The organism is Paraburkholderia largidicola, from assembly GCF_013426895.1.
Lineage (GTDB): Bacteria > Pseudomonadota > Gammaproteobacteria > Burkholderiales > Burkholderiaceae > Paraburkholderia > Paraburkholderia largidicola.
The window spans coordinates 2,610,927-2,632,362 of the sequence record NZ_AP023174.1 but is presented as its reverse complement, the minus strand read 5'-3'; the positions used below and the strand labels follow the sequence as shown (position 1 = coordinate 2,632,362).

Sequence of the window (21,436 nt, the reverse complement as noted above, 5' to 3'; positions counted from 1 at the left end):
ACGCCGGGCCGCCAGGGCAAACGACAACGTAGCGCGGCAAGTGCATTCGATCATCGGTCAAATGCGTATTATCGCCGATTTCCCCAGTTGTTATTACCGAAGCATGTGCCATAATCGAAGCGCTTTTTTGTAAGACCGCAGGAAGGTGTTCCCACCAACCAGCCCCGCGCAGCGCCGCCGTTGCAAGGCCAGGCAATTGGACGGCGAGCGATCCGGATAACGCGGCTCACGAAGCACATGCCACCATGAATCAGCCGAAAATCAAAAGAGATCCTGAAGGCACCCGTCGCCGCATTCTGCTCGCGGCGGCCGAAGAGTTCGCGAATGGTGGGTTGTTCGGCGCACGCGTCGACCAGATCGCCCGCCGCGCGGAGACCAATGAACGCATGCTCTACTACTACTTCGGTAGCAAGGAGCAGCTTTTCACGGCAGTCCTCGAACACGCGTTCAGCGCGCTTACGGAAGCCGAGCGCACGCTCGATCTCGCAGGCGTCGCGCCTGTCGAGGCCGTCACGCGGCTCGCGCATTTCGTGTGGGATTACTATCGCGATCACCCCGAACTGCTGAGACTCGTGAACAACGAGAATCTGCACGAGGCGCGCTATATGCAGAAGTCCACGCGCATTCGCGAAATGATCTCGCCGATCGTTGCCACACTGGGCTCGATACTCGAGCGCGGTCAACGCGCCGGCCTGTTTCGCACGAACGTCGATCCGCTGCGCTTCTATGTGACGCTGTCGGGGATGGGCTACTACATCGTGTCGAACCGCTTCACGCTCGAAGCCACGCTGGGCCGCGACTTCAGCGCAGCCGCCGAGCGCAGCGAAGTGATCCAGATGAACACCGAAATCCTGCTGGCGTATCTGATGCGTCGCTGAGCGCGAACGCCTGACGGACAAACGGCCTCGCAAGAGGCCGTTTTCGTATCCGCTGGAATCCGTTGGATGCAGGCGCAACATTTGGCTGCGCCTGCGGCATACGCTTACGCTTCGACGCGCTCTTCCGTCTTGCGGGTCGTCGCCTTCGGCGTGTGCTCGAGGATGAAGTCGCGCAACTGCGGATAGATGATGGTGCGCCAGCGACGGCCCGAGAAGATGCCGTAGTGGCCGCACTTTTCCGCCGTGAAGTGGCGGCGATCCTTCTCCGGGATACCCGTGCACAGCTCATGTGCCGCGCGCGTCTGGCCGCTGCCGGAAATATCGTCGAGTTCGCCTTCGATCGTGAAAAGGGCGGTCTTCTTGATGTCCTGCGGGCGCACCAGCTCGCCGTTCACTTCCCACGTGCCTTCCGCGAGACTGAACTCCTGGAACACGACGCGAATGGTCTGCAGATAGTATTCCGCGGCCATGTCGAGCACCGCGTTGTATTCGTCATAGAAACGGCGGTGCGCTTCCGCATCTTCTTCGTCGCCGCGCAGCAGGCTCTGATAGAAGTCCCAATGCGACGCCGCGTGACGCTCCGGATTCATCGCGACAAAGCCCGTGTGTTGCAGAAAGCCCGGGTATACCTTGCGGCCAAAGCCCGGATAGTTCGGCGGCACGTTGTAAATGACGTTGTTTTCGAACCATTCGATCGAATGCTGTGTCGCCAGCGAATTGACGGCCGTGGGGCTTTTACGCGCGTCGATCGGGCCGCCCATCATCGTCATCGTGCGCGGCGTGTCTTCGCCGCGGCTCGCCATCAGCGAAATGGCGGCGAGCACGGGAACGGTAGGCTGGCACACCGAGATCACGTGCAGATTCTTCGCGCCGATGTGGCGGATGAATTCCTGGATGTACGCGATGTAATCGTCGAGGTCGAACGTACCGTCTTCGATCGGCACCATGCGTGCGTCAATCCAGTCGGTGATGTACACCTTGTGGTCCTGCAGCAGCGTCTTGACGGTGTCGCGCAGCAGCGTGGAGTGGTGACCCGACAGCGGCGCGCACACCAGCACGACGGGCTCTTCCTTCAGTTGCGTGACGGCGTCGCTGTCATCCGAGTAGCGCTTGAAGCGCATCAGCCGGCAAAACGGCTTTTCGACGATCGTCTGCTCGACGATGGGGATGTTGTGGCCGTCCTTGACGATCTGGTGCAGATTGAACTCGGGCTTCTCGTAATCTTTACCGAGGCGGTACAGCAGCTCGTAGCCAGCGGACAGGCGCGTCGCGCCTGGCACATAGGCGAGCGGACTGGCCGGATTCGCAAACGATTTTGAGGCAGCCTGGGCCCAGGCGGTGAGCGGGCTCAAAAGCGCCCGCTGGAATTCGTGGATTTGATAGAGCATGGGTGCTCCAGCTATAACGGTTCGCGCAGGGCAGCGTGTCTGACGCGCAGCGACGGGGCGGGCCGGTTCTGGTTACGTGTGGAATTGTTGGTGGCGACGATTATCGACCGTCAGGTGTGGTTGATGATATAGAAGGCATACCATTTGTGCAATGCAACAACAGTGCGTTAGCACACTCGCCGTGTGTCATATCCACGTCATCGACAATTTGTCCGCTTTCTTTAGACGACCGGTGATGACTCAATACCAGCATCAGGCGTGCCAGTGGACGGCTGACCACCTTCTACGCCTTCGCCATCGTGTGGCGGCTGGCCGGTAGCGTGCGCCATTTCCTGCTCGTGTTTCATCAGATTCAGGCCGGTGTGAACGAGGGCCACATGGGAAAACCCCTGTGGGAAATTCCCGACAAGCCGGCCGCCGACGGGATCGTACTCCTCGGCGAGCAGCCCGACGTCGTTCGCGAGCGACAGCAGCCGCTCGTACATCTTGCGTGCGTCGTCGATACGGCCTTGCAATGCGAGGTTGTCGACCATCCAAAAGCTGCAGGCGAGAAACGTCCCTTCGCCGGGCGGCAGGCCGTCGTCGAATTCGGTGGTGCGGTAGCGCATCACGAAGCCGTCGTGCATCAGGTCTTTCTCGATGGCATTGACGGTGCCGGCGATGCGCGGGTCCGAAGGCGGCAAAAAGCCGAGCAGCGGCATCAGCAGCACGCTCGCGTCGAGTTCGTCGCCGCCGTAGGTTTGCGTGAACGCGTTGAGCTGCGTGTTCCAGCTTTTCGCGCAGACGTCCGCGTGGATCTGCGCGCGCACGTCGTACCAGTGTTCGAGCGGCGCGGGCAGGTCGAATTTTTCCGCTGATTTGATCGCGCGATCGAAGGCGACCCACGCCATCACCTTCGAGAACGTGAAGTGTTGACGCCCGCCGCGCGTTTCCCAGATGCCTTCGTCGCGTTCCTGCCAGATCGTTTCGAGGTGGCGCAGCATCGCGCACTGCACGTTCCACGCGGTTTCGTCTGCCTGCAAGCCGCCGACGCGCGCCAGATGCAGCGCGTTCATGACTTCGCCATACACGTCGAGCTGCAATTGCCCGACCGCGTTGTTGCCGATTCGCACCGGCTTCGAGTTCTCATAACCCGGCAGCCAGTCGATTTCGAACTCGGGTAGCCGCCGCTCGCCCGCGAGGCCATACATGATCTGCAACTGCTCGGGCGAGCCCGCCATCACGCGGCCCAGCCACGAACGCCACGCGCGCGCCTCTTCGTAGTAGCCGCCGCGCATCATCGCGAGCAGCGTGATCGTTGCGTCGCGCAACCACACGTAGCGGTAGTCCCAGTTACGGGTGCCGCCGATCTTCTCGGGCAGCGACGTGGTCGGCGCGGCAACGATGCCGCCCGTCGGCTCGTAGGCGAGCGCCTTCAACGTCAGCAGCGAGCGGCGGATGGCGGTCGCGTACTTGCCCTCGACGGTGCCGCGCGACGACCATTCGAGCCAGTAGTTCTCGGTGCGGGCAAGGGCCGAATGCGGATCGCGCGCGGGCGGGATGTTCAGATGCGACTCGGTGTAGGTCAGCGAAAACGGCACGCGTTCGCCTTCCGATACGGTGAACTCGGCAACCGTTTTCATGTTCTCGCCGCGCAGATCGACGGGCGTGCGCAGCGCAACCGTGTCCGGTCCGACGATCGCCTTGATGCCGCTCTCGCGCGCGAGGCGGCTGACCCAAGGAATCGAGAAGCCGTAGTCGAAGCGCAGCACCAGTTCCATGCGCATCTTCACCGTGCCGCGCTTGCCGACGACGATCCGGACCATCTCCGACCAGCCGTTGCCGGGCGGCATGAAGTCGATCAGCGTGACGGCGCCGTCGGGCGTTTCGAAGTCGGTTTCGAGGATCAGCGTTTCGCCGCGATAGCGGCGGCGCGTCGCGCGTGCGAAACCGCCTTTGAAGTAGGGTTCGCCGTCGTCGCGCTCGGCAGGCGCGGTGCGCGCTTCCGTCTGCGCCGCGTCAGCCGTGTCTTCGCGCCTCGCCGAGCGCGTGGCGCCCGGCTTGTCTGCCTGGCGCGGCTGCGGCCTGCTGCAGGGCGTTGCGCGCGCGTCCTCGCGCGTTGCGTCTTGCGAACGCGGTGGAACGTCAGCCTGTGAGCCGGAATCGCCGGCCTCTTCGGTTTCGTCGTCCAGCGCGGGCGCAATCAGCCAGCGGCCGTTGTCCTTGGTGCCGAGCAGTGCGGCGAAGCACGCGCCCGAGTCGAAACGTGGCCAGCACAGCCAGTCGACGGAACCATCGCGCGAAACCAGCGCGGCCGTGTGGCCGTCGCCGATGAGTGCATAGTCTTCGATAGATGCAGACATGGTAAAGCCGTCGGTCAGCGTGTAATTAGTACGTTCCCGCATGCGCGAAACGGTGCGCGAGCGTCGTAGTTACCGGCTCGTGCGATGCATTCTCAGTCGCACGCGAGCGAGTTTCCGGGGATATTGCCAATCCAATTTTTTGCTGCTTACAATCGGATTTAAACGTGAGTTCTGATGAATCGCAGCCCACCGGCGTCCGGTGTTGCAGCATGCAGCCACGGCGCCGTTTTCGAGGATAAGCCATGCTGAACCCGTCGAAATCTGACTGCATCACGATTCTTTCCGCCGCGAGTCAGTTGCCTGATGACTCGCTTCTTCCACTCGACTTCCGCACGCTCGGCCTCTCTCGCAACGGGATGGAAACCGCTGCAGCCTTTCTGATCGAACGCGCCTGCTTCAAGCGCTATAGCGAATCCGACGGTCATTATGCCGTCGGTGGCCTGTCCTTGCAGGGGCGCTGGCGTCTCGATCAACTGTCGAACGGCTGACGCGACGCGCGTTATCCAGAACGGCCAGGCTTCAAAACAGACACGCGCAATGCGCTCGCGGACCGCGACAAGCGGCCCGCGCGGCGCTGCGCGTCGTTTCATGACGTCCGTCTGAAATGCCGAAAGCCGCCGTTGCGCGGCGCCACGAACGCCTGTGGGGACCCGCGCAAGCGGGCCCTCCTGCACGGGCGTGTCCGCGCGCGTCAAAAGTGCGCCGTACCGCCGACGCCGAACAGCCCGATCAGCCCAATGATGATCAGATAAAGCGCGACGATGAAGTTGAGCAGGCGCGGCACGATCAGGATGAGAATGCCGGCGATCAGCGCGACGAGCGGGCCGAGCGTGAGATGGATGTTCATGGCGACTCCTTTTGTTCGAATTGACGACGGAAAGAGACAACCTGTCGGATAGCCTGCGTTCGCGCATCTGACTGTGCGAGCGCGGGCAACGCTCTTATACTTGCCCCAAATACGACATCGACGATCAGCGGCGGTAACCGGACCACGAGGGCCACGAGGGCCACGAGGGCGCGCAGCGCGCAGGCCGCAATCGTCATGCATCCGTTACGACAACGGCACGCTCCGATCGAGCCGCGCGGCAGACCAGCGACACACACGAACCGAATAACCCGTCTCGCCAGGAGGTCGTCATGCAGCGTCGTACACGAGCCTTAGCGTGTGCCGTGCCACAGTCTTTCAGTTTGCGCGCGAATTTGCGCCTGTCCGCCCGTTCGATCATAAGAGGTTTGACACTGATGGTATCGCTTGCCGCTACGCAGGCCTTCGCACAAGGCACGACCACCGCACCCGCCGATGGCGTCTACGATCTGATCGTCGGCACCTACACCGGCCCGAAGAGCGAAGGCATCTACGTTTATCGCTTCGACACGAAGTCGGGCGACGCGACGCAGGTGTCGTCCGCGAAGACCGACAATCCGTCGTACGTGATCGCGTCGCGTGACGGCCGCTACGTCTATTCCGTCAACGAGCAGCCCGGCGACAACGGCCCCGCCGAGCAGCGCGGCGGCATCAGCGCGTTCGGTTTCGATGCGAAGAGCGGGCAATTAACGTTCCTGAACCGCGTGTCGTCGGACGGCAACGATCCGTGCTATCTGAGCATCTCGCCGGACGGCAAATATCTGACGACGGCCAACTACTCGGTCGCCGCGAACCCGGGCGGCAGCTTCGCGGTGTTTCCGTTGCAGGCGGACGGCCAGGTCGGCGCGTCGGTGCTGACGGTGCATCATGAAGGCGGCGGCCCCGTGAAGGGACGCCAGGACAACGCGCACGTGCACTCGACTGTGTTCTCGCCGGACGGCAAGTATCTGTTCGCGCAGGATCTCGGCACCGACAAGCTCTATGCATACCGCTACACACCCGACGGCAGCCGCGGCCTGTTCGGCCCGACGGACAAGCGCTATACCGACGTGAAGCCCGGCTCGGGCCCGCGTCATCTGGTGTTCAGCACGGACGGCAAATACGCGTACCTGACGAGCGAACTGACGGCGACTGTCACCGCATTTCACTACGACGACGGCAAGCTCACGCAACTGCAGGTCGTGCCGATGTCGAAGCCCGGCTTCAAGGGGCAGGTGGGCGCGGCCGCGATCCATCTGTCGCCGGACGGACGCTTTCTGTACGCCAGCAATCGCGGCGATGCGAACGAGATCGTCATCTATGCGGTCGATCCCGGCAACGGTCATATCCGGGAAGTCGGCCGTCAGTCGAGTCTTGGCAAATCGCCGCGAGAATTCTCAATCGATCCGACGGGGCAATGGCTGATCGTCGGCAATCAGAACAGCGATACGGCGTATGTGTTCCGCCGCGATCCGCAAAGCGGGCTGCTCGAAGCGAACCCGAAGCGCATCGATATCGGATCGCCCGTCGACTTCAAGTGGGTATCGCCGTCGTGATGACGGTGGTGTGAAGAGGCGAATGTCGCCGCTGCGTTCGACGATTTCTTCTGTTCCCGCAGCGGCGTTCCTTCAAGTCCGAAAGCGGCTTACTCCGCCGGCCCCGGCGCGAGCACTTCGCGGCTGCCGTTGATGCCCATCGCCGACACGAGGCCCGCCGTCTCCATCTGCTCGACGAGCCGCGCCGCGCGGTTATAGCCGATGCGCAACTGCCGCTGCACCGCCGAGATCGACGCGCGCCGGGTGCGCACGACGAACGCGACGGCTTCGTCGTAAAGCGGGTCGGCTTCCGCATCCGGCGTTTCGCCGAACAGGTCCTGGGTGGCGCCGCCATCCGTCGCGGGGCCGTCGAGAATCCCTTCGATGTATTCCGGCTCGCCGAACTGCTTCAGATGCTCGACGATCCGGTGCACTTCCTCGTCGGCGACGAACGCGCCGTGCACGCGCTGCGGGTAGCCGGTACCGGGCGGCAGGAACAGCATGTCGCCCTGGCCGAGCAGCGACTCGGCACCCATCTGGTCGAGAATCGTGCGCGAGTCGATCTTCGACGACACCTGGAACGCGACGCGCGTCGGGATGTTCGCCTTGATGAGACCGGTGATCACGTCGACGGAAGGACGCTGGGTCGCGAGAATCAGGTGGATGCCCGCCGCGCGCGCTTTCTGCGCGAGACGCGCGATCAGTTCTTCGATCTTTTTGCCCGCGACCATCATCAGGTCGGCCAGCTCGTCGATCACGACGACGATCAGCGGCAGCGGCGACAGCGGCTCGGGCGCATCGGGCGTCAGCGAGAACGGATTGCCGATCTTCTTCTCTTTCGCGGCGGCGTCGCGGATCTTCTGGTTGAAGCCTTGCAGATTGCGCACGCCGACGGCCGACATCAGCCGGTAGCGCTTTTCCATCTCGCCGACACACCAGTTGAGCGCGTTGGCAGCGAGCTTCATGTCCGTCACGACAGGCGCGAGCAGATGCGGGATGCCTTCGTACACGGAAAGCTCCAGCATCTTCGGATCGATCATGATCATGCGCACGTCTTCGGGCGTCGCCTTGTACAGCAGCGAGACGATCATCGCGTTGATCGCCACCGACTTGCCCGAACCCGTCGTACCCGCGACCAGCATATGCGGCGCTTTCGCGAGATCGGTGACGACCGGGTGGCCGGTGATGTCCTTGCCCATCGCCAGCGTCAGATTCGACGTGGACTTCTGATAGACGTTGGCCTCCAGAATCTCGGAAAGACGGATCGTTTGCCGCTTGGCATTCGGCAGTTCGAGACCCATGCAGGTCTTGCCTGGAATCGTCTCGACGACGCGGATCGACGTCAGACCGAGCCCACGCGACAGATCCTTCATCAGCCCGACGATCTGGCTGCCGCGCACGCCGAGCGCCGGCTCGACTTCGAAGCGCGTGATGACGGGGCCGGCCGATGCGCCGACGACCGTCACGGGCACCTTGAATTCCTGCAGACGCTGTTCGATCAGCGCACCCGTTTCAGCGAGTTTTTCTTCACTGACGGGCTCGACGTCGGACGAGGCGGGCGCGAGCAGATCGAGTGTCGGCAGTTCGATGTGCGAGGCCGCGGGCGCGTAGAACTCGAAAGCGGGACCGCTGTGGCCGCGCACGACGGGGCGGGGCGGGGCAGCGGCAGGCGGCTCCTGTTGCGCGTCTTGCGGTGCTTCGGGCGCGGCGGCGGGCTCGTCCTGGGTCAGGTCTGGTTCGAACTCGTCGGCCGAGGTCTGTTCAGGCGTTTGCGCAACGAGGGCCGGGCCTGGGAAGCGCACGATGTTCGAAGGGGCTTCCGTATCGTCGAAGGCGGTCGACACAGCGTCAGGTTCGGACGGTGTGTCAGCGTCGCCGTACGCAGGCGCGCTCGATAACGAGGCGTGATGCGCTTCTTGTATCGAAGGAGCGGTTGCGGAAGCCACCCGCATGAGCGACACGGATTGCGTGATCGCATCCCATGGCGCAAGCGGGGTAGGGGCGGCTTCGACCTGTTCCGCGAGCGCGGGCTCTTCCACTGCGGGCGATGCGATGTCCGCTGGCGGAGCAACGGGAGCTTTGGGTTCGGCTGCAGACTCGACAGCATGAGCGACAGTCGGATGCTGTTCAGGGACGGCGATTTCCGCCGGCAATTCCGGCTCGCTTTCTACGGCTCGCGGCTCGTCGTGCTGCGTCGACGTGGGTTGTGCCGGGGTTGCGATTGCATCGGCTGGCGCGGAGTCGACGGAGGGCGTCGATGCGTCGGGCGAAGGCGCCGTCGGTTGTTCGGGCGTTGCGATGATCGCGGACGGTTCGAACGACGCGGAAATCGGGGCAACGGGCGCCACGCTTTGCGCGATCTCTTGCGTCTCTGTCGCGACCGGTTCGGCAGCGGCTTGCGGTTGTGCTGCAACTGGCTCGGACACAGTCGTCGCAACAGTCGATTCAATCTCCGGCGCGGCGCTAGCCTGTGCGAGCGCTTCGACAACCGTCGCGCTTGTCGTCACGTTGTTAGCAAGCGCGGCCGGCGGGGCGTGAGCAATCCCGGGCTGCGCGCCAGGCGAGTGTGTTTGCTCTTCTGTGGCCATTTGCAACAGCGGCTCTGCCTCGGCGACCGGCGATTGCTCATCCGCCGAAGACATCACGGGCGGCGCGACCACAACCGGCTGAGCGACTTCGTCGTTGCGTTCGATTCCGTTCGCTGCTGCCGAAGGCGCAACGCTTCCCGCAGCGGGCGTCGGCTGCGTTGCAATAGCAGCTTCGAGCGCCGACACCGCCTGATCGACGGCAGCGACGGCCTCCGCGCCCGACACGCCTGCCGAGACTGCGGAACCCATAGAAGTCTCGACCGCCCGACTACTAGCGGACGGCGTCTGTGCATTCATTCCATCTGCGGGAGCCGGTATGTCGCGCGTATCGGCAAGCTTCGCCGGATCGCTCGCCGAGCGCCGGGCGAGACTTGCGCCCGCGAGCGTCGTCCAGCGCGCGGCGTTTTCCTCGATGCTGCGCAAGGTTTCCTGCACGCTCGACGCCGGCGCGACGGGTTGGGCGGGCGAATGATTGGCGCGCGTGTAGGCGGGCACCTTGAGATTCGGCGTGTCGCGGCGCACGGCCGGCGAACCGGATGGTGCGACGGCTCGCCGCGTCGGCGCGACGGGTGTTACCGCGCCGACCGATGCCGTCTGACGGCTCTGCGCGGATGCGACCCCACGCAAGGCCGCCGAGCGCGCCGATGCCACGGCGGGATTCACTGACGGGCCGCGTGCGCCAGCATTGGCCGCAGCCGCTTTCGACGACTGCAGGGCAGCCGTGCTGCCGAACACAGTCGGTGGGGTGGATGCAACGCGGGCAGCTTCCATCAGCGCGGGCGAGGTGTCGCGCGAATGGGCGCGCGGCGTATCGGTGTTGAGCCAGCCGGAAGGCGCGACCGGCTCGGCGGGCGTCCACGGCTTGGGTGCGCTCGCCCGGTGGATGGACGAGGCGCTTGCCGGCGCGCCGCCCATTGCCGCGCCAACGGTGTTGCGCGCGACTCCGCCAGCACCCGCCATCGAACCACCCGGCATACCCATCGCTTCGCCCGCCGCGACTGCGGCACTCGCGGCACTCGCCGCACCCGCAGCGCGCGTCGTCGAGGGCGGCCGCCACACGGTCGGCCGCGCATAGCGTCCATTGGTTTTGGGCGCCATCGTATTGATAGGCGCGCTGCTATGGGACGGCGCTATCTCGGCGGCACGCGACGCGTGGCTGCGCGGTTCGTCGTCGCGCGCGCCGCGCGACAGCCCGAGCCCAAACGCCTCATTGGCCCACGCGATCACCGACGGCCACCTGAAACCGACGAGCCACGGCAGCGACACCCCGAAGAGGCCGAGCATCACCAGCGGCGTCGCGACGCGCCCCATCAGATGCGTGAGACCCGTCGACAGCGCATGCCCGAAGCCGTCGAACCCCTGCACGTTGACGAGCGACGCCTCCAGCGTGCAGCTCGCGATCATCACGCAGACAAAGCCGAGCCACAGCCGGATCGTGCCGGGACCACGCAGGCCCGCGCCGCCCGGCAGCACGGACTTCACGAGACGCCACAACAGGGGAAGAAACCAGACGGCGGAGGCGCCGAACCAGCCGAAAACTACCGTTTGCATGCTAGACATCAACGAATGACGGATGCGCGAGCGCGCGATCCGTCGAGTTTAACTGGGCAAAGCGGGCCATATCCGCAAGCGAATGCCGCGCAGCGTGCGGCGTCTCTATACGGTTGACGTTCGCCGGCCGTGCGGTCATTGGCCGCGCCGCGCGAACACCAGCGTGTCGCCGTTATCGAGCATCAACTGAAGCTGTTGCGGCTTGCGCATGTCGACGGCCGAGCGCTCGACATGCGCAAGCGCGGCGAGATACGCGCCTTCGATCTTGCCGCCCGGCGTCGCGCATGCCATGCGCGTGCCCGCGAGCGGCCCGAAGCTCAGCTTGCCGTCCTTCAGCATGTACGTGCCCGTGTAGCGGTTGCAGCCGGAGAAGCCGCTGGCGCGCCGCAGGCCCGTTTCCGTCGACAGCACGAGCGTGATGGGTTCGCCGCTCGCGCCGCCCGGCACCTCGCGCGTGCTGCCCGAGGCGAGCTTCCAGCTGCTGAGTTGCCAGTCGGTGTTGTCGAGCAGTTGCGTGGCCGCGGGGTTGAATGGATCGGGCGGCGGGGCTTCCGTGTCGGCATGTTTCGGCATCGAGCAGGCGGCGACGAGCATGGCCAGTGACGCGGCCATCGACACGACGGCCAGCGCATGACCCGCGCGCCGGCGCAGCGACACGTGCGCAGCCGTGTCAGGTGCATTCGGCGATGCTCCAGGGGTTGCGCTCGAGCGTGTGTCGCGTGGCGTGGCGGACGTGGGCTGCATATCGTCGTTCCTCTCTAAACTGGCGAAGGCGTAAGGGTATCGCACTACGCTTGCCGCATGCGAGCGCAAACGCCGGTGACAAAAGACATAGGCGGCATCGGCACAACGCGGGCTTGCCGCGACGACGCCGTCCGCGCCGCGGTTGCAGTCCGTTTGCGGGATTTCGCCGGCGTGCCCGGACGCCGCCCCGGCGGGCTGAAAGCGCGGCCGGCAACGTCGCCTGCGACACACTCCCTACACGGGTTATCGGCACGCGGCAGGCGCAGCAGCAGGGGCCGCGCATGTTAACATCGCCGCAGTCATTCATTCCATCCGCTTTTTGTCACAAATTCTCTGGAGCTTCCATGATGATCGGCCAACGCATCGGCACACCGCTTTCGACCTCGGCAACGCGCGTCATGCTGCTCGGCGCGGGCGAACTGGGCAAGGAAGTGATCATCGCGCTGCAACGGCTTGGCGTTGAAGTGATCGCGGTCGACCGTTATCCGAACGCGCCGGGGCATCAGGTTGCGCACCGCTCGCACGTGATCGACATGACGGACGCGAAGGCGCTGCGCGCGCTGGTCGAGAAAGAGCGTCCGCATCTGATCGTGCCGGAAATCGAAGCCATCGCCACCGATGCGCTTGCCGCGATCGAAACGGAAGGCGTCGCCGAAGTGATCCCGACGGCGCGCGCCACGCAACTGACGATGAACCGCGAAGGCATCCGCCGCCTCGCCGCCGAGGAACTCGGCCTGCCCACGTCGCCGTACGCGTTCGCCGATTCGATCGACGAACTGAAGGCGGGCATCGCGAAGGTCGGTTATCCGTGTGTCGTGAAGCCGGTGATGTCGTCGTCGGGCAAGGGGCAGTCGGTGCTGCGCAGCGACGCCGACGTCGAGCCCGCATGGCAGTACGCGATGGCGGGCGGCCGCGTGAATCACGGGCGCGTGATCGTCGAAGGCTTCATCAACTTCGAATACGAGATCACGCAGTTGACCGTACGCGCAATCGAATCCGCCACGCAGCAGACGGCCACGTATTTCTGCGAGCCGATCGGCCACGTGCAGGTCGCAGGCGACTACGTCGAATCGTGGCAGCCGCAGCCGATGAGCCCGCGCGCGCTCGAACGCTCGCGCGAGATCGCCGACAAGGTGACGACGGCGCTTGGCGGCCGGGGCCTGTTCGGCGTGGAACTTTTCGTGCGCGGCGATGACGTATGGTTCTCGGAAGTGAGCCCGCGTCCGCATGACACCGGGCTCGTGACGCTCGCGTCGCAGCGTTTCTCCGAGTTCGAGTTGCACGCGCGCGCGATTCTCGGCTTGCCCGTCGATACGACCTTGCGCGCGCCGGGCGCGTCGGCCGTGATCTACGGCGGGCTCGACGAGACGGGCATCGCGTTCGAAGGCGTCGCGCAGGCACTCGCCGTGCCGGGCGCGGATCTGCGCCTGTTCGGCAAGCCCGAGAGCTTCGTCAAGCGCCGCATGGGCGTGGCGCTCGCGACGGGCGACGATATCGGCGAAGCGCTGCAACGCGCCAAGCAGGCGGCTGCCGCCGTCAAGCCGGTGTCGACCAGATAACCATGCGTGGCGGTTCGCCTGTCGCGGCTGTTGCGGATCGAACGTATAGCGGGCAAGGAGCAGTGTGCGTGAAAGCTGGACTGACAGGTAGCGCGGTCGCGCGGCGTATCGCGCTGCTCGCATCGGCGATCGGGTTGATGACGGCGTTGAGCGGTTGCGGGCTGGCCGCCGCGCCGTGCCGCATCGCGTCGGCGGGACTGAAGATCGTTCCCGTGGTCGGCCACGTGGCTGCCGCGCCGACCGACGCCTGCGCCGACGTGATCGATCCATGAGTCGCAACCTTCGGCAAGGGCGCGCAGTCATAACGAAAGGACATCAGGAAGCGAGGCATTCGATGAGCAGACGGTGGGTTGCATCAGTGGGCGTGCTGGCGTTCGTCGCTGTGTCGGGCGTGGCCCGCGCCGCCGGGTTGCTGCCGTTGCCCGACATCCGCACGTCGCATCGCGTGACGCAGAAGTACACCTGCGCGACAGGCCGCATCCTGCAGGTCACCTATCTGAACGCAACCAACGGTCAGAGCTTCGCGGTGCTGCCGGTGAAAGGCCGGCAGATGCTGTTCGTCAATGTGATGTCCGGCTCCGGTGCGAAGTATCAGGCAGGCAGCTACACGTGGTGGACGAAGGGCCCGCAGGCCACGCTCTACGACGCGATGCTCGGCGAGGACGCGCCGCCGTTGTTGTCCGACTGCGTGACCATCGTCCGCTGATTCTTCTTGCCGTTCCGTTCTCTCGCACCTTTTTATTAGTTCGCGGCGCATCCTGACCGCATGCGCGTGAAACGACGCGTTTTCGCCTCCGGTAGTAAGCTGTGTGCCACGCACAGGCCGCGCCCCGTCTCGATGCATCGGCGCGGCTGTCATCGTCTTCGATCATCCTTGTCCGCGTGCCGTTGCCTGCGTCATCTGCGTTGTAGCGGCCCGGTCTGCGTTCGTTCGTCAAGCGAGACTTCCCATGAAAGCATCGGATCTGTTCGTCAAATCGCTGGAGGCTGAAGGCGTCGAGTACGTGTTCGGCATTCCTGGCGAAGAAAATCTCGATCTCCTCGAATCGCTGCGCCGCTCCAGAATCAAACTCGTGCTCACCCGCCATGAGCAGGCGGCGGGCTTCATGGCCGCGACCTACGGCCGCCTGACGGGACGCACGGGCGTATGTCTCGCGACGCTCGGCCCCGGCGCCACCAACTTCGTGACGGCCGCCGCGTATGCACAGCTCGGCGGCATGCCGATGCTGATGGTCACAGGCCAGAAGCCGATCAAGTCGAGCAAGCAGGGCCATTTCCAGATCGTCGACGTGGTGCGGATGATGGAGCCGCTGACCAAGTACACGCGGCAGATCGTGTCGGTCGCCAATATTCCGGCGTCGGTGCGCGAGGCATTCCGTCAGGCCGAGGAAGAGCGGCCGGGCGCCACGCACCTCGAACTGCCCGAAGACGTCGCGCACGAAGAGGGCGACGGCAAGCCGATTCCGAAGAGCTACAGCCGCCGTCCCGTCGCCGAGGAAAAGGCCGTCGAGCACGCGGTGAAGGCGATCGTCGAAGCGAAGCATCCGTTGCTGATGATCGGCGCGGGCGGCAACCGCAAGACCACGCGCAAGATGCTGCGCGAATTCGTCGACCAGATCGGCATTCCGTTCTTCACCACGCAGATGGGCAAGGGCGTGATCGACGAATCGCATCCGCTGTGGCTCGGCAACGCGACGCTGTCGGACGGCGACTTCGTGCATCGCGCGATCGATCACGCGGACTGCATCATCAACGTCGGCCATGATGTGATCGAAAAGCCGCCGTTCTTCATGCGCAGCGCCGATACGGGCGAGAAGACGGTGATCCACGTCAATTTTCTCGGCGCCGAAGTGGACACCGTGTACTTCCCGCAGATCGAAGTGGTCGGCGATATCGCAAACGCCGTCTGGCAGATGAAAGAAGCCCTGCAAGGCAAGGGCGAGCATTGGGACTTCGCGCGCTTCAAGGAGATCAAGGCGCATTTCGAAGCGCATCTGGCCAAGGGTCAACACGATGACCGCTTCCCGATGTACCCGGTGCGCGTCGTCCACGACGTCTACGAGACGATGCCGGTGGATGGCATCATCTGTCTCGACAACGGCATGTACAAGATCTGGTTCGCGCGCTACTACCGCGCGCACGAGCCGAACTCGCTGCTGCTCGACAACGCGCTCGCGTCGATGGGCGCGGGGCTGCCGTCGGCGATCGCGACCAAGATCGTGCATCCCGAGCGCAACGTGATGGCCGTGTGCGGCGATGGCGGCTTCATGATGAACTCGCAGGAACTGGAGACGGCGGTGCGGATGAAGCTCGATCTCGTCGTGCTGATCGTGCGCGACGACGCGTTCGGCATGATCCGCTGGAAGCAGGAGAACATGAACTTCCCCGATTACGGGATGACGCTCCAGAACCCCGATTTCGTCGACTACGCGAAGAGCTATGGCGCGCATGGGCATCGCGTCGCGTCGGCGGCGGAACTCGCGCCGCTCGTGCGCGAGTGTTTCGCGACACCGGGCGTGCATGTGATCGACGTGCCGATCGATTACTCCGACAACGAGCGCGTGCTGAATCGCGAGATCAAGCGGCTTTCGGCGCAGCTTTGAGCGTTGCGCTGTCTTTCTTGTCCGGCGCGCGACGCGGTGTTTGCTGCTGATGTTCGCTGTGTCAGCCGATTGCGATCAAGGAGAACGAGTCATGTTGCAGAAGAGTTACCCGTACTACCTCGCTAACGTTGCGGTCGCCGCGAACACCGATCTGGAAGTCACCGACAAGTTCAGCGGCGAAGTGGCGACGCGCGTTGCCATGGCCGACGCGAAGGCGATCGACCAAGCCATCGCCGCGGCCGCGGAAGCGATGCCGGCGATGCGCGCGTTCCCGCCGTTCAAGCGCCAGGCCGTGCTCGAACATTGCGTGAAACGCTTTCGCGAGCGCTTCGATGAAATGGCGATGGCGCTCTGCATCGAAGCAGGCAAGCCGATCAACGATTCGCGCGGCGAGGTCACACGCCTGATCGACACGTTCAAGGTGGCGGCGGAAGAGTCGGTGCGCATCGACGGCGAGATCGTCAATCTGGAAATCTCGCCCCGCGCGAAGGGCTACCACGCGTACGTGAAGCGGGTGCCCATCGGGCCATGCTCTTTCATCTCGCCATTTAACTTTCCATTGAATCTGGCCGCGCACAAGGTCGCGCCGGCGCTGGCGGCGGGCGTGCCGTTCGTGCTGAAGCCTGCGAGCCGTACGCCCATCGGTGCGCTGATCATCGGCGAAGTGCTCGCGGAAACCGATCTGCCGAAAGGCGCGTTCTCAGTCCTGCCTGCGCATCGTGACGGCGCCGATCTCTTCACCACCGATGATCGCTTCAAGCTGCTGTCGTTCACCGGTTCACCCGCCGTCGGCTGGGACCTGAAAGCGAAGGCGGGCAAGAAGAAGGTGATTCTGGAGCTGGGCGGCAACGCGGCCGCGATCGTCGATGGCGACCAGCGCGACAAGCTCGATTACGTCGTCGACCGGCTCGCGTTCGGCGCGTTCTATCAGTCGGGGCAAAGCTGCATCGGCGTGCAGCGGATTCTCGCGCATGCGTCGCTGTACGACGCGTTGCGCGAGAAGCTGATCGCGAAGACGAAGTCGCTGAAGATGGGCGATCCGAAGGACGAGAAAACTTTCGTCGGGCCGATGATCTCCGAGTCGGAGTCGCGGCGGCTCGCGGGCTGGATGGAAAGCGCGGTGAAGGCGGGCGCGAAGATCGTCGCGGGCGGCAAGGTGGACGGCGCGATGTTCGAGGCGACGCTGCTGGAGAACGTCGGTCGCGACACCGACCTGTATCGCAAGGAGGCGTTCGGGCCCGTGGCGATCCTCGAAAAGTTCGACGATTTCAAAACTGCGCTCGCGACCGTCAACGACAGCGACTTCGGCCTGCAGGCGGGCATTTTCACGGATTCGCTCGCGCACGCGCATCAGGCCTGGGATGAACTCGAAGTGGGCGGCGTGGTCATCAACGATGTGCCGTCGTTCCGCGTCGACAATATGCCGTATGGCGGCGTGAAGGACTCGGGGCTCGGGCGCGAAGGCATCCGATACGCGATCGAAGACATGACGGAATTGCGATTGATGGTAATGCGCGAAACGTGGTGAACGGGGCGACATAAGTGGGGCGGGGCGGCGGTCGGCTTGCTGTCACCGAATTGACTCGTCAGGCGTCTACGCTGCCCGCGTCGGCTATGGTCCGTCCCCGCTTGAAATATGCCGTATTGATGACGGCGCGGGCGCGACAAGCAGAAACTCCGCTTGCGCGCCATGGGTATTAGTGCCGAAGTGCTACAATACCGCCCTTTCCGGCGGATGTTTCCGCCGGCCGGAGCCGGCCGCATGTTGCCGACACTCGCCGATATCTGCCGATGCGAGTTCGGGCCTTGTGTGGAACGCCGTGGCTCCGCCTTCATCCTGATGTCCTGATGCCCTCCGCGGCTGCGGCCGCTGCAGAAGAAGCTGCAGAAACAATCTGAGCGGACGCCCCCGCGGCCGCCTTTGGCAACGCGCAAGCGGCTGAGCGCAGGCGCATTTTTAGCGAAAGCCACCATGTCCGACACAGCAACCACGCCTACCAACGCGACCTTCGACCAGTTCGGCCTTCATGCCGACATTCTCAAAGCCATCGCGGAACAGGGCTACACGACGCCGACGCCGATCCAGGCCGAGGCGATCCCTGTCGTATTGGGCGGCCGGGACGTGATGGGCGCCGCGCAAACGGGGACGGGCAAGACGGCGGGCTTTTCGCTGCCTATCATCCAGCGTCTGCTGCCGCTCGCGAGCACGAGCGCCTCGCCGGCCCGCCATCCCGTCCGTGCGCTGATCCTCACGCCGACACGCGAACTCGCCGACCAGGTCGCCGCGAACGTGCAGGCATACGCCAAGCACACGTCGCTGCGTAGCGCCGTCGTGTTCGGCGGCGTCGACATGAATCCGCAATCGGCGGAACTGCGGCGCGGCGTCGAAATCCTGATCGCGACGCCGGGACGCCTGCTCGACCACGTGCAGCAGAAGACGGCCAACCTCGGCCAGGTCCAGATTCTCGTGCTCGACGAAGCCGACCGGATGCTCGACATGGGCTTCCTGCCCGACTTGCAGCGCATCCTGAACCTGCTGCCCGCCGAGCGCCAGACGCTGCTGTTCTCGGCAACGTTCTCGCCCGAAATCAAGAAGCTTGCGGCCACGTACCTGCGCAATCCGCAGACGATCGAAGTGGCGCGCAGCAATTCGACGGCAACGAATGTCACGCAGATCGTCTACGAGGTTGCCGAGGGCGACAAGACGGGCGCCGTCGTCAAACTGATCCGCGATCGCGGCCTCAAGCAGGTGATCGTGTTCTGTAACAGCAAGATCGGCGCGAGCCGTCTTGCGCGTCAGCTGGAACGCGACGGCGTGGTCGCCACGGCGATTCACGGCGACCGAACGCAGAGCGAACGGATGCAGGCGCTCGACGCGTTCAAGCGCGGCGAGATCGAGGCGCTGGTCGCAACGGACGTGGCGGCGCGCGGTCTCGACATTGCCGAACTGCCGGCCGTGATCAACTTCGATCTGCCGTTCAATGCGGAAGACTACGTGCACCGGATCGGCCGGACGGGCCGCGCGGGCGCATCGGGCGATGCGCTGTCGCTGTTCAGCCCGAACGAGCGCAAGCAGCTTGCCGACATCGAGAAGCTGATCAAGCGGCCGCTCGACGTGCAGCGTCTGACCGTCGATACCCCCGTGCGTCATCATCACGACGAGCGTGGTGCGCGGCGCGAACGCGACGATCGCGGTGGCAGCCGCCGCCGCACGACGGGCGCGCATGAGCGTCCGCACGGGACGCACCATCGTCAGCAACCTGTCGACGATTTCTTCCTGAAGCCGTATGAGCCGTCGCCTTCGGCGGTGTCGGCTGCGGCGAAGCGCGACGAAGCGCCCAGCGCGCCGCAGAAGCCTGCTTCGAAGCAGCCGCTCGCCGCGCTGCTGGGTGGCTTCGGCATGCCGCGCAAGACGACGACTTCGAACTGACGTCGTGCCGCTGTTCGCGTTGTTGCGCGGACGGCGAGGGTCTCAAATGAAAACGGCGCCTTTGCAGGCGCCGTTTCTTTTTTGCGGCTGGTGCTGCGGGTGCGTGCGTCAGCGTTTGACGCGCTCCGACCACGCGGCGATCGCTTTCGCATAGAACGAATCGAGCGATGTCGCAGCTTGCGCCAGGTTCAGGCCGAGGTGCCGCGCCGCATCGTTCAGCGCGACGAGCGGGTCCGTCGCGCCCAGCGCCAAAGCACCCGTCTGCTTGCTGAGCTTCTCGCCGTCGGCGTTCGTGACGACGGGCACATGCAGATAAGAGGGCGTCGGCACGCCCAGGCACTGTTGCAGATAGATCTGCCGCGCGGTCGAATCGAGCAGGTCCGCGCCGCGCACGATGTGCGTGATGCCTTGATCCGCATCGTCGACGACGACGGCCAGTTGATACGCCCATTGGTCGTCCGCGCGGCGCAGGACGAAATCGCCGACCTCGGTGGCGAGGTTCTGCGTCTGCCGACCTTGCCAGCCGTCGTCGAAGGTCACGATGGCCGCGTCGCCGTCGGGCACGCGCAGACGCCATGCGCGCGCGGGTTTGCCGTGCAGGCCGTCGCGGCAGGTGCCGGGATAGGCGAGGGTGGTGTGGCGCGCATGCGCGCGCACGAGCGAATCGGCGATTTCCTTGCGCGTGCAGCCGCACGGATAGACGAGGCCCGCGGCCTGCAGGCGCTCGAAGGCCTGCTGGTAGAGCGGCATGCGCTGGCTTTGCCAGGCGGGCGGCTCGTCGGCCACCATGCCGAAGCGGGCGAGGGTATCGAGAATATGTTCTGCTGCGCCGGGCACGGTGCGCGGACCGTCGATGTCCTCGATACGCACGAGCCACACGCCACGATGTGCACGCGCATCGAGCCAGCTTGCCAGCGCGCTGACCAGCGAGCCGAAATGCAGCGGGCCCGTCGGCGACGGCGCGAAACGGCCGCGATAGGGTTCGCTGCCCGTCGTCATATCGCCAGGCCGTTACGGACCGCGACGAGGCGATTCATGCGAAACAGATTCATGCGGGCAGCGATGACGCGATGCGCGCAACGCGGTTATGCCGCTTGCGCCGCATTGGCCTGCCGCTGCGCTTCCGGATGACAGGCCGCGCAGGTCTTGCCGGGCACGTAGAACGGCGACTTCTGGTCTTCCGGCGTGACAACCGCGCGGCAGCCGAAGCATTGCGTGGTCGAGGTCGGCTGCAGATTCGGGTCGAGCGAGGTGCGGTAGTCGAACACGAAGCACTCGCCGTTGTAATGCGCGCCGCCCACTTCCTCGAAATACTTCAGGATGCCGCCTTCGAGCTGATAGACATTCTCGATGCCGACTTCCTTCATGTGGATGGCCGCCTTTTCGCAGCGGATGCCGCCCGTGCAGAACGACACGACCGTCTTGCCTTCGAGGTCCGCGCGGTTCTGCTCGATCACCTCGGGGAATTCGCTGAACTTCGTAATCCGGAAGTCGAGCGCTTTGTCGAACGTGCCGACGTCGACTTCGAATGCGTTGCGCGTGTCGAGCATCACGACGGGGCGGCCTGCGTCGTCGTGGCCGCGGTCGAGCCATGCCTTCAGCGTGTGGGCGTCGACAGCCGGCGCGCGGCCCAGCTCCGGCTGGATGGCCGGCTTTTTCATCGTGATGATTTCGCGCTTGAGCTTGACGAGCATGCGGCGAAACGGCTGCTTCTCCGACAGGCTTTCCTTGAATTGCAGTTCCGCGAATTTGCCTTCGAACAGGGGATCGTGGCGAACGTAGTCGATGAACTCGCGTACTTGCGCAATTTCACCGGCGACAAACAGGTTGATGCCCTCCGGCGCGAGCAGGATGGTGCCGCGCAGGCCGAGTTCGTTGCAGCGCGCGGTGACGAGCGGCCGCCATTCGACGGTTTTGTCGAGCGTGACGAACTGATAGGACGAAAGATTCAGGATGTTCATGCTGGTCCAGCGA

General features: G+C 64.6%; 15 protein-coding genes and 2 pseudogenes. 9 read left to right on the top strand and 8 right to left on the bottom strand.

The genetic code is table 11. The annotated features are described in order from the left end of the window. Nucleotides 1-245 precede the first annotated feature (245 nt). Entirely contained in the window at nt 246-878 is a 633-nt protein-coding gene (locus PPGU16_RS11700; RefSeq protein WP_007583389.1) for a TetR/AcrR family transcriptional regulator, read from the top strand. A gap of 104 nt (nt 879-982) precedes the next feature. Here PPGU16_RS11700 and PPGU16_RS11695 read toward each other — a convergent pair whose 3' ends face one another. The 3 genes and pseudogenes from PPGU16_RS11695 to PPGU16_RS43380 all read right to left on the bottom strand — a co-directional run. Then, nucleotides 983-2,266, bottom strand: a complete 1,284-nt coding sequence (locus PPGU16_RS11695; protein ID WP_180720128.1) for a polyhydroxyalkanoate depolymerase — start codon at nt 2,264-2,266, stop codon at nt 983-985. A gap of 221 nt (nt 2,267-2,487) precedes the next feature. Beyond that, nucleotides 2,488-4,185: pseudogene (locus tag PPGU16_RS11690) on the bottom strand (glycoside hydrolase family 15 protein); the annotation flags it as partial. 156 nt (nt 4,186-4,341) lie between these two features. Next, nucleotides 4,342-4,608 (bottom strand): annotated as a pseudogene (locus tag PPGU16_RS43380) (trehalase-like domain-containing protein); the annotation flags it as partial. 242 nt (nt 4,609-4,850) lie between these two features. On the opposite strand from PPGU16_RS43380, the gene PPGU16_RS11685 reads away from it, so the two are divergent. Then, entirely contained in the window at nt 4,851-5,096 is a 246-nt protein-coding gene (locus PPGU16_RS11685; RefSeq protein ID WP_180720126.1) for a hypothetical protein, read from the top strand. A gap of 203 nt (nt 5,097-5,299) precedes the next feature. Here PPGU16_RS11685 and PPGU16_RS11680 read toward each other — a convergent pair whose 3' ends face one another. Beyond that, a complete protein-coding gene (locus PPGU16_RS11680; RefSeq protein WP_007583393.1) occupies nt 5,300-5,455 on the bottom strand; it encodes a DUF3096 domain-containing protein in 156 nt (51 codons plus the stop codon). A gap of 395 nt (nt 5,456-5,850) precedes the next feature. Between PPGU16_RS11680 and PPGU16_RS11675 the strand changes: the two genes are divergently transcribed. Then, nucleotides 5,851-7,008: a lactonase family protein gene (locus PPGU16_RS11675; RefSeq protein ID WP_180720125.1), complete on the top strand. Its 1,158-nt coding sequence runs from the start codon at nt 5,851-5,853 to the stop codon at nt 7,006-7,008. A gap of 89 nt (nt 7,009-7,097) precedes the next feature. On the opposite strand, the gene PPGU16_RS43060 is transcribed toward PPGU16_RS11675, so the two are convergent. Beyond that, nucleotides 7,098-11,126, bottom strand: a complete 4,029-nt coding sequence (locus PPGU16_RS43060) for a DNA translocase FtsK (protein WP_180720124.1) — start codon at nt 11,124-11,126, stop codon at nt 7,098-7,100. Nucleotides 11,127-11,261: 135 nt separating this feature from the next. Beyond that, nucleotides 11,262-11,870, bottom strand: a complete 609-nt coding sequence (locus PPGU16_RS11665; protein WP_180720123.1) for an META domain-containing protein — start codon at nt 11,868-11,870, stop codon at nt 11,262-11,264. A 344-nt stretch (nt 11,871-12,214) separates the two neighbouring features. Here PPGU16_RS11665 and purT point away from each other — a divergent pair, with 344 nt between their 5' ends. The 6 genes from purT to PPGU16_RS11635 all read left to right on the top strand — a co-directional run bounded on the left by purT (nt 12,215) and on the right by PPGU16_RS11635 (nt 19,462). After that, a complete protein-coding gene (gene purT / locus PPGU16_RS11660) occupies nt 12,215-13,429 on the top strand; it encodes a formate-dependent phosphoribosylglycinamide formyltransferase (RefSeq protein ID WP_180720122.1) in 1,215 nt (404 codons plus the stop codon). Between the two features lie 107 nt (nt 13,430-13,536). Continuing rightward, nucleotides 13,537-13,701, top strand: coding sequence for a DUF6726 family protein (locus tag PPGU16_RS11655; RefSeq protein ID WP_318225822.1), 165 nt, complete (start codon nt 13,537-13,539; stop codon nt 13,699-13,701). A gap of 62 nt (nt 13,702-13,763) precedes the next feature. Next, nucleotides 13,764-14,135 (top strand): MliC family protein, encoded by a 372-nt coding sequence (locus PPGU16_RS11650; RefSeq protein ID WP_180720121.1) that lies wholly within the window; start codon nt 13,764-13,766, stop codon nt 14,133-14,135. 244 nt (nt 14,136-14,379) lie between these two features. Beyond that, nucleotides 14,380-16,032: an acetolactate synthase large subunit gene (locus tag PPGU16_RS11645; protein WP_180720120.1), complete on the top strand. Its 1,653-nt coding sequence runs from the start codon at nt 14,380-14,382 to the stop codon at nt 16,030-16,032. Between the two features lie 91 nt (nt 16,033-16,123). After that, the gene (locus PPGU16_RS11640; protein WP_180720119.1) at nt 16,124-17,560 is read left to right on the top strand and encodes an aldehyde dehydrogenase family protein; all 1,437 of its coding nucleotides are present in this window, start codon (nt 16,124-16,126) and stop codon (nt 17,558-17,560) included. Between the two features lie 444 nt (nt 17,561-18,004). Beyond that, nucleotides 18,005-19,462: a DEAD/DEAH box helicase gene (locus PPGU16_RS11635; protein WP_180720118.1), complete on the top strand. Its 1,458-nt coding sequence runs from the start codon at nt 18,005-18,007 to the stop codon at nt 19,460-19,462. Nucleotides 19,463-19,570: 108 nt separating this feature from the next. On the opposite strand, the gene gluQRS is transcribed toward PPGU16_RS11635, so the two are convergent. Continuing rightward, nucleotides 19,571-20,461, bottom strand: coding sequence for a tRNA glutamyl-Q(34) synthetase GluQRS (gene gluQRS / locus PPGU16_RS11630; protein ID WP_180720117.1), 891 nt, complete (start codon nt 20,459-20,461; stop codon nt 19,571-19,573). A gap of 86 nt (nt 20,462-20,547) precedes the next feature. Continuing rightward, complete coding sequence (locus PPGU16_RS11625; protein WP_180720116.1) at nt 20,548-21,423, bottom strand: sulfurtransferase; 876 nt, start codon at nt 21,421-21,423, stop codon at nt 20,548-20,550. Nucleotides 21,424-21,436: the final 13 nt, after the last annotated feature.